Genomic DNA, 12503 nt, shown 5'->3' with positions numbered 1-12503 from the left:
CCGATTCCCTTGACGTTCGATCGGAGTCTGTTCAGGATTCCCGGCGATGCAGACAGCGACGCAGACGTCGCAGGGAGCCCCAGGGAGCATCATGCCCACGCCGCCCGAGAACCGTGAGCTCAGCCCGTACACCGGCTGGACCCGTGCCCACTGGGAGGCCGCGGCCGACCGGCTCCTCCGGGACGTACGCCCCTTCGCCTCGCCGGGCGGCGGCCTCATCGACCTCCCCGGGCCACGCCCCAGCTGGTCGGGACGCCGCTCCGACGGCCTGGAGGGCTGGGCCCGCACCTTCCTCCTCGCCGCCCTCCGCGTCGCGGGCGCCCACGGCGAGGACCCGGGCGGCCACCTCGACCGCTACGCCGAAGGCCTCGCGGCCGGGACGGAGAAGCCGGGACGCGAGGACGAGGACTCCTGGCCCCTGATGGCCGACACCCGCCAGGCGATCGTCGAATCCGCCTCGATCGCCCTCGGCCTCCGCCTCACCCGCCCCTGGCTCTGGGACCGCCTCGACGACCGCACCCGCCGGCGGGTCGCCGACTGGCTCCTCCCCGCCCTCGGACCCTCCCCCGTCGACAACAACTGGTGGCTCTTCGGCCTCACCGTCGCCGGCTTCCTCCAGGACGCCGGGATCGAGACCGACCGCGCCGCCGCCACGATCGACCGCTCCCTCGCCCGGATCGAGGACTGGTACCTCGGCGAGGGCTGGTACAGCGACGGCGACAACCGCGCCTTCGACCACTACAACGCCTGGGCCCTGCACTTCTACCCCGTCCTCCACGCCCACCTCGCCGACGACCGGGACCTCCTCGACCGGTACGGCCCACGGCTGCGGGCCCACCTCGACACCTACGTCCACCTCTTCGACGCGAACGGCGCCCCCGTCCCGTACGGGCGGTCCCTGATCTACCGCTTCGCCGCGGCCGCCGCCCCCTGGCTCGGCACCCTCACCGGCCACACCCCGCTCACCCCCGGCGCCACCCGCCGCCTCGCCTCCGGCACCCTGCGGTACTTCCACCGGCACGGCGCCACCGACGAGCGCGGGCTCCTCACCCTCGGCTGGCACGGCCCGTACCCGCCGCTCGTCCAGGAGTACTCGGGACCCGGCTCCCCCTACTGGGCGTCCAAGGGCTTCCTCGGCCTCCTCCTGCCCGCGTCCCACCCCGCCTGGACCGACCCCGAGGAACCCCTGCCCGCCGAACGCGCCGACACCGTCCTCCCCGTCGCCCCCGCCGGACTGCTCGTCCAGACCACCGCCGCCGACGGGCTCGTACGCCTCCACAACCACGGCAGCAACCACGTCCACAGCGCGCCGGGCGAGCAGGACGACCCCGGCTACGCCCGCCACGCCTACTCCACCCGTACGGGACCCGGTACGGGAACCGCCGACAACCACTTCGCCCTGCTCGTCGAGGGACGGGCCACCGCGCGGGGCCCCGCCACCCCGCTCGGCACCGGCCCCGACCGCGCCGCCTCCCGCCACCACCCGCTGCCGGGCGTCCGCGTCCTCTCCGCGACCCTCGTCCACGGCCGCGCCGAACTCCGCGCCCACCTCGTCCTCGGCGCCCCGGAAGGGACCCCCGTACGGCAGACCGGCTGGGCCGTCACCCCCGACGGCCCCCACGCCCAGCTCCACCCCGTCCACGGATACCGCCCCGAAGCCGCGGAACTCCCCACCGGGGAGACCCTTCAGGGCCCCGGCAGCCGCACCCTCGCCCTGCACGGCACCACCCGCGGACCCGCCACGCTCTTCGTGGCCCTCGCCTCCCTCACCGCCGAACCCGACCCCGCCCCCGTGTCGGACCTCGCGAACGTCCGGGTCACCGGCCCCCACACGCTCACCGTGACCTGGCAGAACGGCACCACCGCACACCTCGATCTCGAAGAGCTCGATTCGGAGGATCAGTGACCCAGCGCCGCACCCACGCCCTCGCCGCCGCCCTCGTACTCCCCCTGCTCGCGGCCGCCCCCGCCCAGGCCGCATCCCCGCCCGGCGACCGCCACTACGTCGACTGCTCCGCGCAGGACGAGGCGCAGACCCCCGGCGACGGCTCCGTCCAGCACCCCTGGACCACCCTCGCCGAGGCCAACGCCCACCCCTACGGGCCCGGCGACCTGCTCCTGTTCAAGCGCGGCACCACCTGCACCGGCACCCTGAGCCCCCGGGGCTCCGGCTCCGCCGCGTACCCCTTCACCGTCGCCGACTACGGGGACGCGGCCGGGCGCGCGGTCATCGACGGGAACGGCGCCCACGACGCCGTACTCCTCGCGAACAGCGAGTACCTGCGCCTCACCCGCCTGGAGATCACCAACGCCGCCGCCCCCGGCACCGAGCGCAACGGCGTCCGGCTCCGCCTCGCCGACTTCGGCGCCGCCCACGGCATCACCCTCGACCACCTGTCGATCCACGACGTGCGCGGCGGCGACTTCAAGACCATCACCGGCTCCAGCGCCATCCACATCGCCGTCGAGGGAACGACCGTCCCCAGCTGGTACGACGGCCTGGAGATCCACCACAACGACATCCGGGACGTCGACCGCGAGGGCATCTACTTCAAGTCCCACTTCTCCAAGCGCGACCTGGTCGGCAACCAGCAGGACCCGAACGTCTACCCCGGAGCCTGGACCCCGAGCCTGAACGTCCGGATCCACCACAACACCCTGACCTCGCTCGCCGGCGACGGCATCAAGATCGACACGACCTCCGGCGCCCGGATCGACCACAACCGCCTCGACGGCTTCCAGCTCCGCTCCAAGGCCGCCAACGCCGGCATCTGGACCTTCAACACCGACGACACCGTCATCGAGTACAACGAGGTCTCAGGCGGCGGCAACACCAAGGACGGCATGTCCTTCGACGCCGACGGAGCCTCGAAGGGCACGGTCTTCCAGTACAACCACAGTCACGACAACACCGGCGGCTTCCTGCTGATCTGCCCCTACAGCGGCGCCAAGACCCTCGACACGGTGGTCCGTTACAACCTCAGCGTCGACGACGGCGCCCGGCTCGTCCAGAACTGCTGGGGCCCGATCCTCAACACGCAGATCTACAACAACACCTTCGTGAACAGGACCGTGCGTCCTGGCTACCTCGTCCAGGACGACGCAGGCAGCCCCGCCACCACCCAGCACGAGCTGTCGATCCGCAACAACATCTTCGTCAACGAGGGCGCGAGCGGCGGCTACGCCTTCAAGAACCCCACCCCCGGGCTCTCCTTCTCGCACAACCTCTTCCACGGCATCACTATGACCCGCCCCAACCCCGGCGGCGTCGACGCCGACCCGCTGCTCCGCCCCGACCTGCGGCTCGCCGCCGGCTCCCCGGCCCTGTCCGCCGGCACGCTGATCGCGGACAACGGCGGCAGGGACTGGTTCGGAAACGCCGTGTCGGCGACGGCGGCTCCCAGCATCGGGGCGTACGAGGGGCCGGGGCTGGACTAGCTCCCGTACGGGCCTACTCCGGCCCGTACTTGCGGCCCGCCTTCGAGGAGACCCCGCCGAGCAGGCCGCGCGGAGCCAGCTTCACCACACCCATCAGGGCCTTGTAGCGGGGGTCCGGGATCGACAGGGTCTTCCCCCGCTCCAGGTCGGTGAGCGCCGCCGTCACCAGCTTGTCCGCGTCGAGCCACATCCAGCCCGGGATGTTGTCCGTACCCATCCCGGCCCGCTCGTGGAACTCGGTGCGTACGAAGCCGGGGCAGAGCGCCATCAGCCGCACCCCGCTGCCCGCGAGGTCCCGCGCCGCGCCCTGGGTGAACTGCACGACCCAGGCCTTCGAGGCGCCGTAGGTGCCGCGGGGCACGAAGGCCGCCACCGACGCCACGTTCACCACGGCGCCCCGGTGGCGGCCCTTCATCGAGGCGGCGGCCGCCGAGGTCAGCCGCAGCACCGCCTCGCAGTGCACCGTCAGCATCTTCAGCTCGTCGGCCATGGAGACCTCGAGGAAACGGCCCTTGTTGCCGAAGCCGGCGTTGTTCACCAGCATGTCCACCGGCTGCTTCGGGTCCGAGAGCCGGGCCTCGACGGCGGCGATGCCCTTCTCGTCGGCGAGGTCCGCCGCGAGCACCTCGGCCTCGACGCCGTGCCGGTCGTGCAGCTCGGTGGCCTGCTCCCGGAGCCGCTTCACATCCCTGGCCACGAGCACGATGTCGTGGCCGTCCGCCGCCAGTCTCCGTGCGAAGGCGGCCCCGATGCCCGCGGTGGCGCCCGTAATCAGTGCAGTCGTCATACGGGCAACCTAGTGCCCCCTGCCGCCCCTACGACGAGGCGTACTTCTCCTTGTACTGGCGGGCGAGCGCGAGGAGCCCGGACTCCATCCACTCGGCGGCGGCCAACATGTCGGGCAGCAGGGCGCGCTCGGTGGTCGCCGCGCGGTGCAGGCGCGCCACGGTGATGTCGTGGTCCGGCCGGTGCACCACCGTGATCGGATCGCCGGCCCGCACCTCGCCCGGCACGATCACCCGCAGCAGCGCGCCGGGACCGGCCTCGGACTGCGTGAAGCGCTTCACCCAGCCCTTCTCCTCGACGAAGCCCGCGAAGGTACGGCACGGGATGCGGCCGCCGGTCACCTCGAGGACCACCTCCTCGCCGATCCGCCACCGCTCGCCGATCAGGGCGCCGTTCACGTCGAGGCCCCGGGTGGTGAGGTTCTCGCCGAAGGAGCCGTTGGCCAGTTCGCGGCCGAGCTCCCGCTCCCACAGGTCCATGTCCTCCCGGGCGAAGGCGTACGCCGCCCGGTCGTCGCCGCCGTGGAAGCGCAGGTCGCAGACCGCGTCGCCGGCGACTCCGCTCGCCCCGACACCGGGCGCCCCCGGCGCCTCGATCCGTACGGGCCCCTCCACGGGCCGCTTGTCGATGCCCGTCGTCCCCGAGGCGGCGTCGGTGTACCCCACGGGCCTGGCGCGGCCCACATTCACGCTGAGCAAGGTCATGCGGGCACTGTACGGCCGCCGTCTCAAAGGCGCTCGCGAGAATGGGCGGCTTCACCCAAGAGTCGCTTATGCTGGACGCATGATCGAGGCCCGCCACCTCCGCGTCCTGCGCGCCGTCGCCGCCACCGGCTCCTTCTCGGCCGCCGCGCGCGAACTCGGCTGCACCCAGCCCGCCGTCAGCCAGCAGATGAAGGCGCTCGAAGCCTCGGCCGGCACGCCGCTGCTGATCCGTACGGGACGCGAGATGCGCCTCACCCAGGCCGGCGAGGTCCTGGTGCGCCACGCCTCCGGCATCCTCGCCGGGCTGACCGCCGCCGAGGAGGAGGTCGCCGCCATCGCCGGGCTCCGGGCGGGCCGCGTCCGGCTGGTTTCCTTCCCGAGCGGGAGTTCGACCCTCGTGCCCACCGCGCTCGCCGCGCTGCGGGCCGCGCACCCCGGCACCCGGGTCTCCCTCGTGGAGGCCGAGCCGCCGCGCTCGATCGAGATGCTCCGCGAGGGCGACTGCGACATCGCGCTCGCGTTCCGGTACGGGGCGGGGCAGGCCGAGTGGGACGACCTGGTGGTCCGCCCGCTCCTCGCCGACCGGCTCGTCGGCCTGGTGCCCGAGGGGCACCGGCTCGCCGGAGCCGGCTCGGTCGGCATCGCGGAACTCGCCGACGAGTCCTGGATCGCGGGCTGCCCGCGCTGCCGCCGTCAGCTCGTCGACGTCTGCGAGGAGGCGGGCTTCACTCCCCGCATCGACTTCGCCACCGACGACTACCCGGCCGTGGTGGGCCTGGTCGGCGCCGGTCTGGGCGTCGCCGTCCTGCCCGAGCTGGCCATCGAGTCCGTACGGCCCAAGGGGGCGCGGACCGTGGCCGTGGAACCGGCCGTGGAGCGGGAGATCGTGGCCCTGACGCTGCCCGACCTCGCACACGTCCCGGCCGTGGCGGCCACGCTCGACGAGCTGATCCGCGCCGCCACGCGCGCGTAGAGCGACGCGCGCGGGCGCGCAGGTCCGTTCAGGTGGTGCTCAGCCCGTTCCGGTGGTGCTCAGCCCAGGTGCTCAGCCCAGTGGAGAAACGTTCCTTCACATACGTTCCCCGATGGATGTCATGGATGTCATGGATGTCACGGACGCGGCCGACGTGACCGGCGGGGAGGCCGGCGCCGTCGTGATCAGACGATTGCGCGCGCGTCCCATGAGTTCTTCGCGTTCGTCCTCGGTGAGGCCGCCCCATACGCCGTAGGGCTCCCGCACGGCGAGTGCGTGTGCCGCGCACTCCGCGCGCACCGGGCACCGCATGCAGACCTCTTTCGCCGAGTTCTCACGCGCACTCCGTGCCGCGCCGCGCTCTCCCTCGGGGTGGAAGAACAGGGAGCTGTCCACCCCGCGGCAGGCCGCGAGGAGTTGCCAGTCCCACAGATCGGCGTTGGGTCCGGGAAGGCGGGAGAAATCTGCCATTGCGCTTGTCCCCTTGAAACCGTGTCGAACGGATAGGTGGGCGGGTGGATGGCTGATGGCCGGGTCTCCTCGGGTCCCGACAGGTCCGGTAGCTACACCTACTGTCGAAGTAGATGTAAATATGACTCATTGCGAATCTAGCCACAGACACTGCGAAAAGGGAAGAAAACCCGCTAAATGGGGCATAGCTTTTGATGTTGGGGCGAACGGCCTGCGACACTCCGCTCCATGTGCGACCCGTGCACGACCTCTCACGTAGAGTGCCGAAGCCTGCCGTCCGACCCGTAACTCTTTCGAGTGACCGTCGTTGAGAGTGCGGAGGCGGTTGGAGGAACAAGCGATCGGGCACATGTCCGAGAGCGTCAACCGCACAGGTGACGATACGTACAGCCCTGGAGGCTCAAGGTGACGCGCAACAGCTGCGAGAGCCGCGGAGGTCAGGCATGACATCCGTCCTCGTCTGCGATGACTCCCCGCTTGCCCGAGAGGCGCTCCGCCGCGCGGTCGCGACCGTGCCCGGCGTCGAGCGCGTGACCACCGCGGCCAACGGCGAGGAAGTCCTCCGCCGCTGGGGCGCGGACCGCTCGGACCTGATTCTGATGGACGTACGCATGCCCGGTCTGGGCGGCGTGGAGACCGTCCGCCGGCTGCTCTCCGCGGACCCCGGCGCCCGCATCATCATGCTCACGGTCGCCGAGGACCTCGACGGCGTCGCCCTCGCGGTCGCCGCGGGCGCCCGTGGCTACCTGCACAAGGACGCCTCGCGCGCCGAGCTGCGGGCCACGGTCACCCAGGCGCTCGCCGACCCGACCTGGCGGCTCGCCCCGCGCCGCCTCCGTTCGGCCGAGATGGGCGCCGCGCCCACCCTCACCGCGCGCGAGATCCAGGTCCTCGAAGGCATGAGCCACGGCCGGTCCAACGCGGAGATCGGGCGCGAGCTCTTCCTCTCCGAGGACACGGTCAAGACGCACGCCCGGCGCCTCTTCAAGAAGCTCGGCGCCTCCGACCGGGCGCATGCCGTCGCGCTCGGATTCCGCTGGGGCCTGGTCCGCTGAATCGCAGGTCACCGGCCCTCTCCCCGTCCTCACCCACGTCCGTCGTGGGGTGGACGGGGCGGGCTTGTGTCACTTACTCGCGGAATGCCGCATCCTTGAGATGTGGAGTTCCTCGGGGACGAGTCGATCGAGCGGGACGGGAGGGCGCGGGAGATGAGTGCCGGCGCACCTGCTCATAACGCTTCGGTGCACAACTACGGACGCGGTGCCACGAACGCGGAGGCGTCGGGGCACCATGGAGCGATGCGCGACGACGAGACCGTGGGTACCCCCATGCCTGCCGGGCAGGGGGAGATCGGCGCGCTCGTGCACCGCGCGGTCGACGGCGACGCGCAGGCCACACACGACCTGCTCGCGCGCGTCCACCCGCTCGCCCTGCGGTACTGCCGCACCCGCCTCAACCGGCTGCCCGGCGACGCCCGGCACTTCGTCGAGGACCTGGCCCAGGAGGTCTGCGTCGCCGTCCTGATGGCGCTGCCGCGCTACAAGGACACGGGCAGGCCCTTCGAGGCCTTCGTCTTCGCCATCGCCGGACACAAGGTCGCCGACCTCCAGCGGGCCGCCATGCGGCACCCCGGGTCCACGGCCGTCCCCTCCGACGAGATGCCCGAGCGGCCCGACGACTCCCTCGGCCCCGAGGAGCGCGCCCTGCTCAGCGACGACGCCGAGTGGGCCAAGAAGCTGCTCGCCAACCTCCCGGAGAACCAGCGCGAGCTGCTCGTGCTGCGGGTCGCGGTCGGACTGACCGCGGAGGAGACCGGCCAGATGCTCGGCATGTCCCCGGGCGCCGTCCGGGTCGCCCAGCATCGCGCCCTCAGCCGGCTCCGGGCGCTGGCCGAGCAGTAACCCGACGGCGCGCACTGGCCGAGCAGTAAGCCTTGCCAGGCGCCGTCATCCCTTTCGTACACGTGCGAACGTCCAAAGCTTCCCGGTGATCTTGCTCGTGGAATGAGACACCGCTCAAGCCCGTTAGCATGGACATCCCGCACCGATCAAGGCCATTTGGGAAGGTGTCATGACTGCCAACGTCGACGGAGTGCCCGAGAAATTCGCGACACTCGGGCTGACCTACGACGACGTGCTGCTGCTGCCGGGCGCGTCCGACATGGCGCCCGACCAGATCGACACCGCCTCGTACATCTCGAAGAACGTGCGGGTGAACATCCCGCTGCTCTCCGCCGCGATGGACAAGGTCACCGAGTCCCGCATGGCGATCGCCATGGCGCGACAGGGTGGTGTCGGTGTGCTGCACCGCAACCTCTCCATCGCCGACCAGGCGAACCAGGTCGACCTCGTGAAGCGCTCCGAGTCCGGCATGGTCTCGGACCCGATCACGGTCCACCCGGACGCGACGCTCGCCGAGGCCGACGCGATCTGCGCCAAGTTCCGCATCAGCGGCGTCCCGGTGACCGACCCGGCCGGCAAGCTGCTCGGCATCGTCACCAACCGCGACATGGCCTTCGAGTCGGACCGCAGCCGCCAGGTGCGCGAGGTCATGACCCCGATGCCGCTGGTCACCGGCAAGGTCGGCATCTCCGGCGTGGACGCCATGGAGCTGCTGCGCCGCCACAAGATCGAGAAGCTTCCGCTGGTCGACGAGGCGGGCCTGCTCAAGGGCCTCATCACGGTCAAGGACTTCGTCAAGGCCGAGAAGTACCCGAACGCCGCCAAGGACAAGGAAGGCCGGCTGCTCGTCGGCGCCGCCGTCGGTGTCGCCGGTGACGCGTACGAGCGCGCCCAGGCCCTGATCGAGGCGGGCGTCGACTTCATCGTCGTCGACACCGCCCACGGCCACTCCCGCCTGGTCGGCGACATGGTCGCCAAGATCAAGTCGAACTCCTCGGTCGACGTCATCGGCGGCAACATCGCCACCCGCGACGGCGCCCAGGCGCTGATCGACGCCGGTGTCGACGGCATCAAGGTCGGTGTCGGCCCCGGCTCCATCTGCACCACCCGCGTGGTCGCCGGCATCGGCGTCCCGCAGGTCACCGCGATCTACGAGGCCTCCCTCGCCGCCAAGGCGGCCGGCGTCCCGGTCATCGGCGACGGCGGTCTGCAGTACTCCGGCGACATCGCGAAGGCCCTCGTCGCCGGCGCCGACACGGTGATGCTCGGCTCGCTGCTCGCGGGCTGCGAGGAGTCCCCGGGCGAGCTGCTCTTCATCAACGGCAAGCAGTTCAAGTCGTACCGCGGCATGGGCTCGCTCGGCGCCATGCAGTCCCGCGGCGAGCAGCGCTCCTTCTCCAAGGACCGCTACTTCCAGGAGGGCGTCGCCTCCGACGAGAAGCTCGTCCCCGAGGGCATCGAGGGCCAGGTGCCCTACCGCGGCCCGCTCTCGGCCGTCGTCCACCAGCTGGTGGGCGGTCTGCGCCAGTCGATGTTCTACGTCGGCGGGCGCACGGTGCCGGAGCTCCAGACGAACGGCCGCTTCGTCCGGATCACCTCGGCGGGCCTCAAGGAGAGCCACCCGCACGACATCCAGATGACGGTCGAGGCGCCGAACTACAGCAGGAAGTAACACAGCGCGACGCGTGGGGGCGGTTCCGGCATGTGGCCGGAGCCGCCCCTCACGCTTGTGTCGGGGATACTGGTAGGCGCAGACGTAGAGGGAAAGGCCACACATCGTGACTGAGATCGAGATCGGGCGCGGCAAGCGCGGCCGCAGGGCGTACGCGTTCGACGACATCGCCGTCGTCCCGAGCCGGCGCACCCGGGACCCGAAGGAGGTCTCGATCGCCTGGCAGATCGACGCCTACCGCTTCGAGCTGCCGTTCCTGGCCGCCCCGATGGACTCGGTCGTGTCGCCGCAGACCGCCATCCGCATCGGCGAGCTGGGCGGCCTGGGCGTCCTGAACCTGGAGGGTCTCTGGACCCGGTACGAGGACCCGCAGCCGCTCCTCGACGAGATCGCCGAGCTGGACGAGGCGACCGCGACCCGCCGTCTGCAGGAGATCTACGCCGCCCCGATCAAGGAGGAGCTGATCGGGCAGCGCATCAAGGAGGTGCGCGACTCCGGTGTCGTCACCGCCGCCGCGCTCTCCCCGCAGCGCACCGCCCAGTTCTCCAAGGCCGTCGTCGACGCCGGCGTGGACATCTTCGTCATCCGCGGCACGACGGTCTCCGCCGAGCACGTCTCGGGCGCGGCCGAGCCGCTGAACCTGAAGCAGTTCATCTACGAGCTGGACGTCCCGGTCATCGTCGGCGGCTGCGCCACGTACACCGCGGCCCTGCACCTCATGCGCACCGGCGCGGCGGGTGTCCTGGTCGGCTTCGGCGGCGGCGCCGCGCACACCACCCGTAACGTCCTCGGCATCCAGGTCCCGATGGCGACCGCGGTCGCCGACGTGGCCGCGGCCCGCCGCGACTACATGGACGAGTCCGGCGGCCGGTACGTGCACGTCATCGCCGACGGCGGTGTCGGCTGGTCCGGCGACCTGCCGAAGGCGATCGCCTGCGGCGCCGACGCCGTCATGATGGGCTCCCCGCTGGCCCGCGCCACGGACGCGCCCGGCAAGGGCCACCACTGGGGCATGGAGGCCGTCCACGAGGACGTGCCGCGCGGCAAGCTGGTCGACCTGGGCATCGTCGGCACCACCGAGGAGATCCTCGCGGGCCCGTCGCACATCCCGGACGGCTCGATGAACTTCTTCGGCGCCCTGCGCCGCGCGATGGCCACCACGGGCTACAGCGAGCTCAAGGAGTTCCAGCGCGTCGAGGTCACGGTGGCGGACGCGCAGCACAAGCGCTGACCGTACTGCTCCGAGAAAGGGCCCCGCACCGGTGGTGCGGGGCCCTTTTCGCTGTCCTCACAGGCGGTGGGCCGCCCCCGCGGGCGTCGCGCCGCGGGTGTCGAGGAGGAGTTGGGCCTTCACCGAGAGGCCCTGCAGGTCGTACGTGCGGTGGTGCTGGAGGAGGATCGTCAGGTCGGCGTGGGCGGCGGCCTCGTAGAGGGAGTCCGCGCGGGGGACGGGGAGCTCGCGGACGCGCCAGTCGGGGACGTGGGGGTCGTGGTAGCTGACGGCCGCGCCCAGGTCCATGAGGTGGCGGGCGATCTCGTCGGCGGGGGAGCCCTGCCGGTCGGGGAGGTCGGGCTTGTACGTGATGCCGAGCAGCAGGATCCGGGCGCCGCGGGCCGACTTGCCGTGCTCGTTGAGGAGGGTGGCGGCGCGCCGGACGACGTACTGCGGCATGCGCTCGTTGACCTGGCCGGCGAGCTCGACGAGCCGCAGCGGGCGGTGCGCGCCGATGGTGTCGACGGGGACGCCGTGGCCGCCGACGCCGGGGCCGGGGCGGAAGGCCTGGAAACCGAAGGGCTTGGTCTCGGCGCAGCGGATGACGTCCCACAGGTCGACGCCGAGTTCGTGGCAGAGGACCGCCATCTCGTTGACGAGGGCGATGTTGACGTGCCGGAAGTTGGTCTCCAGGAGCTTGACCGTCTCCGCCTCGCGGGGGCCACGCGCGCGTACCACCTTGTCGGTGAGCCGGCCGTAGAAGGCGGCCGCGGACTCGGTGCAGGCCGGGGTGAGGCCGCCGATGACCTTGGGGGTGCCGGCGTAGCCGTGGGTGCGGCTGCCGGGGTCGAGGCGGCCGGGTGAGTACGCGAGGTGGAAGTCGCGCCCGGCGCGCAGGCCCGAGCCCGTCTCCAGGACCTCGCGGAGGAGGCCCTCGGTGGTGCCCGGCGGGACCGGGGACTCCAGGAGGACGGTGGTGTGGGGGCGCAGCCGGGCGGCGAGGGCGCGGGCGGCGTCGGTGACGGCGGTGAGGTCGAGGGTCCGGTCGGGGCCGGGGGAGGTCGGGGCGCAGAGGACGGCGGTGCGGACCCGGCCGAGCTCGGCGGTGTTGGTGGTCGGCCGGAAGCCCCCCGCGAGCATCCGGCGGATCTCGGGGGCGGTGAGCGAGCCGTCGACCGGGGAGCGGCCGGCGGCGAGTTCGGCGACGGGGCGGGGGTCGGTGTCGTAGCCGATGGTGTCGATGCCTGCGGCGGTGGCGGCCTGGGCCAGGGGGAGTCCGTGGTGGCCGAGGCCGATGACGGCGAGATCAGCGGGCATGGGGGGTGGGCCGTCCTTTCCAGTAGCC

General features: G+C 71.9%; 11 protein-coding genes. 7 read left to right on the top strand and 4 right to left on the bottom strand.

Going from position 1 to position 12503, the window contains the following annotated elements; genetic code table 11:
* The first annotated feature begins 91 nt into the window (after positions 1–91).
* Both AC07AW_RS04725 and AC07AW_RS04720 read left to right on the top strand, forming a co-directional pair.
* Positions 92–1906 (top strand): DUF2264 domain-containing protein, encoded by a 1815-nt coding sequence (locus AC07AW_RS04725; RefSeq protein ID WP_478814048.1) that lies wholly within the window; start codon positions 92–94, stop codon positions 1904–1906.
* Positions 1903–3438 (top strand): right-handed parallel beta-helix repeat-containing protein, encoded by a 1536-nt coding sequence (locus AC07AW_RS04720; protein WP_478814047.1) that lies wholly within the window; start codon positions 1903–1905, stop codon positions 3436–3438. Before AC07AW_RS04725 ends, AC07AW_RS04720 begins: the two co-directional genes overlap by 4 nt.
* Positions 3439–3451: 13 nt before the next feature.
* Here AC07AW_RS04720 and AC07AW_RS04715 read toward each other — a convergent pair whose 3' ends face one another.
* Both AC07AW_RS04715 and AC07AW_RS04710 read right to left on the bottom strand, forming a co-directional pair.
* Positions 3452–4225 (bottom strand): SDR family NAD(P)-dependent oxidoreductase, encoded by a 774-nt coding sequence (locus AC07AW_RS04715; protein ID WP_478814046.1) that lies wholly within the window; start codon positions 4223–4225, stop codon positions 3452–3454.
* A 28-nt stretch (positions 4226–4253) separates the two neighbouring features.
* Entirely contained in the window at positions 4254–4928 is a 675-nt protein-coding gene (locus tag AC07AW_RS04710) for an MOSC domain-containing protein (RefSeq protein WP_478814045.1), read from the bottom strand.
* A 79-nt stretch (positions 4929–5007) separates the two neighbouring features.
* Between AC07AW_RS04710 and AC07AW_RS04705 the strand changes: the two genes are divergently transcribed.
* Positions 5008–5901 carry a LysR family transcriptional regulator gene (locus AC07AW_RS04705; RefSeq protein WP_478814044.1) on the top strand — a complete coding sequence of 298 codons (894 nt, stop codon included), beginning with the start codon at positions 5008–5010 and terminating at the stop codon, positions 5899–5901.
* A 96-nt stretch (positions 5902–5997) separates the two neighbouring features.
* On the opposite strand, the gene AC07AW_RS04700 is transcribed toward AC07AW_RS04705, so the two are convergent.
* On the bottom strand, positions 5998–6372 hold the full coding sequence (locus AC07AW_RS04700) for a WhiB family transcriptional regulator (protein ID WP_478814043.1): 375 nt from the start codon (positions 6370–6372) through the stop codon (positions 5998–6000).
* A gap of 443 nt (positions 6373–6815) precedes the next feature.
* Here AC07AW_RS04700 and AC07AW_RS04695 point away from each other — a divergent pair, with 443 nt between their 5' ends.
* From AC07AW_RS04695 to AC07AW_RS04680, 4 genes are all read left to right on the top strand, one after another.
* Positions 6816–7427: a response regulator transcription factor gene (locus AC07AW_RS04695; RefSeq protein ID WP_003948568.1), complete on the top strand. Its 612-nt coding sequence runs from the start codon at positions 6816–6818 to the stop codon at positions 7425–7427.
* 243 nt (positions 7428–7670) lie between these two features.
* A complete protein-coding gene (locus AC07AW_RS04690; protein WP_308433031.1) occupies positions 7671–8273 on the top strand; it encodes a sigma-70 family RNA polymerase sigma factor in 603 nt (200 codons plus the stop codon).
* A gap of 169 nt (positions 8274–8442) precedes the next feature.
* Positions 8443–9945 (top strand): IMP dehydrogenase, encoded by a 1503-nt coding sequence (gene guaB, locus AC07AW_RS04685; protein WP_478814042.1) that lies wholly within the window; start codon positions 8443–8445, stop codon positions 9943–9945.
* 106 nt (positions 9946–10051) lie between these two features.
* Complete coding sequence (locus AC07AW_RS04680) at positions 10052–11176, top strand: GuaB3 family IMP dehydrogenase-related protein (RefSeq protein WP_086828596.1); 1125 nt, start codon at positions 10052–10054, stop codon at positions 11174–11176.
* A 57-nt stretch (positions 11177–11233) separates the two neighbouring features.
* Here AC07AW_RS04680 and AC07AW_RS04675 read toward each other — a convergent pair whose 3' ends face one another.
* Positions 11234–12475 (bottom strand): nucleotide sugar dehydrogenase, encoded by a 1242-nt coding sequence (locus AC07AW_RS04675; RefSeq protein WP_478814041.1) that lies wholly within the window; start codon positions 12473–12475, stop codon positions 11234–11236.
* Positions 12476–12503: the final 28 nt, after the last annotated feature.

Source organism: Streptomyces sp. NPDC044003 (assembly GCF_056435185.1).
This window is presented reverse-complemented; position numbering and strand designations above follow the sequence as displayed.

Bases quoted from the DNA above. Each gene is read 5' to 3' on its own strand.
- AC07AW_RS04725 (WP_478814048.1), top strand. From the start codon at position 92: ATGCCCACGCCGCCCGAGAACCGTGAGCTCAGCCCGTACACCGGCTGG.
- AC07AW_RS04715 (WP_478814046.1), bottom strand. From the start codon at position 4,225: ATGACGACTGCACTGATTACGGGCGCCACCGCGGGCATCGGGGCCGCC.
- AC07AW_RS04710 (WP_478814045.1), bottom strand. From the start codon at position 4,928: ATGACCTTGCTCAGCGTGAATGTGGGCCGCGCCAGGCCCGTGGGGTAC.
- AC07AW_RS04705 (WP_478814044.1), top strand. From the start codon at position 5,008: ATGATCGAGGCCCGCCACCTCCGCGTCCTGCGCGCCGTCGCCGCCACC.
- AC07AW_RS04700 (WP_478814043.1), bottom strand. From the start codon at position 6,372: ATGGCAGATTTCTCCCGCCTTCCCGGACCCAACGCCGATCTGTGGGAC.
- AC07AW_RS04695 (WP_003948568.1), top strand. From the start codon at position 6,816: ATGACATCCGTCCTCGTCTGCGATGACTCCCCGCTTGCCCGAGAGGCG.
- AC07AW_RS04690 (WP_308433031.1), top strand. From the start codon at position 7,671: ATGCGCGACGACGAGACCGTGGGTACCCCCATGCCTGCCGGGCAGGGG.
- guaB (WP_478814042.1), top strand. From the start codon at position 8,443: ATGACTGCCAACGTCGACGGAGTGCCCGAGAAATTCGCGACACTCGGG.
- AC07AW_RS04675 (WP_478814041.1), bottom strand. From the start codon at position 12,475: ATGCCCGCTGATCTCGCCGTCATCGGCCTCGGCCACCACGGACTCCCC.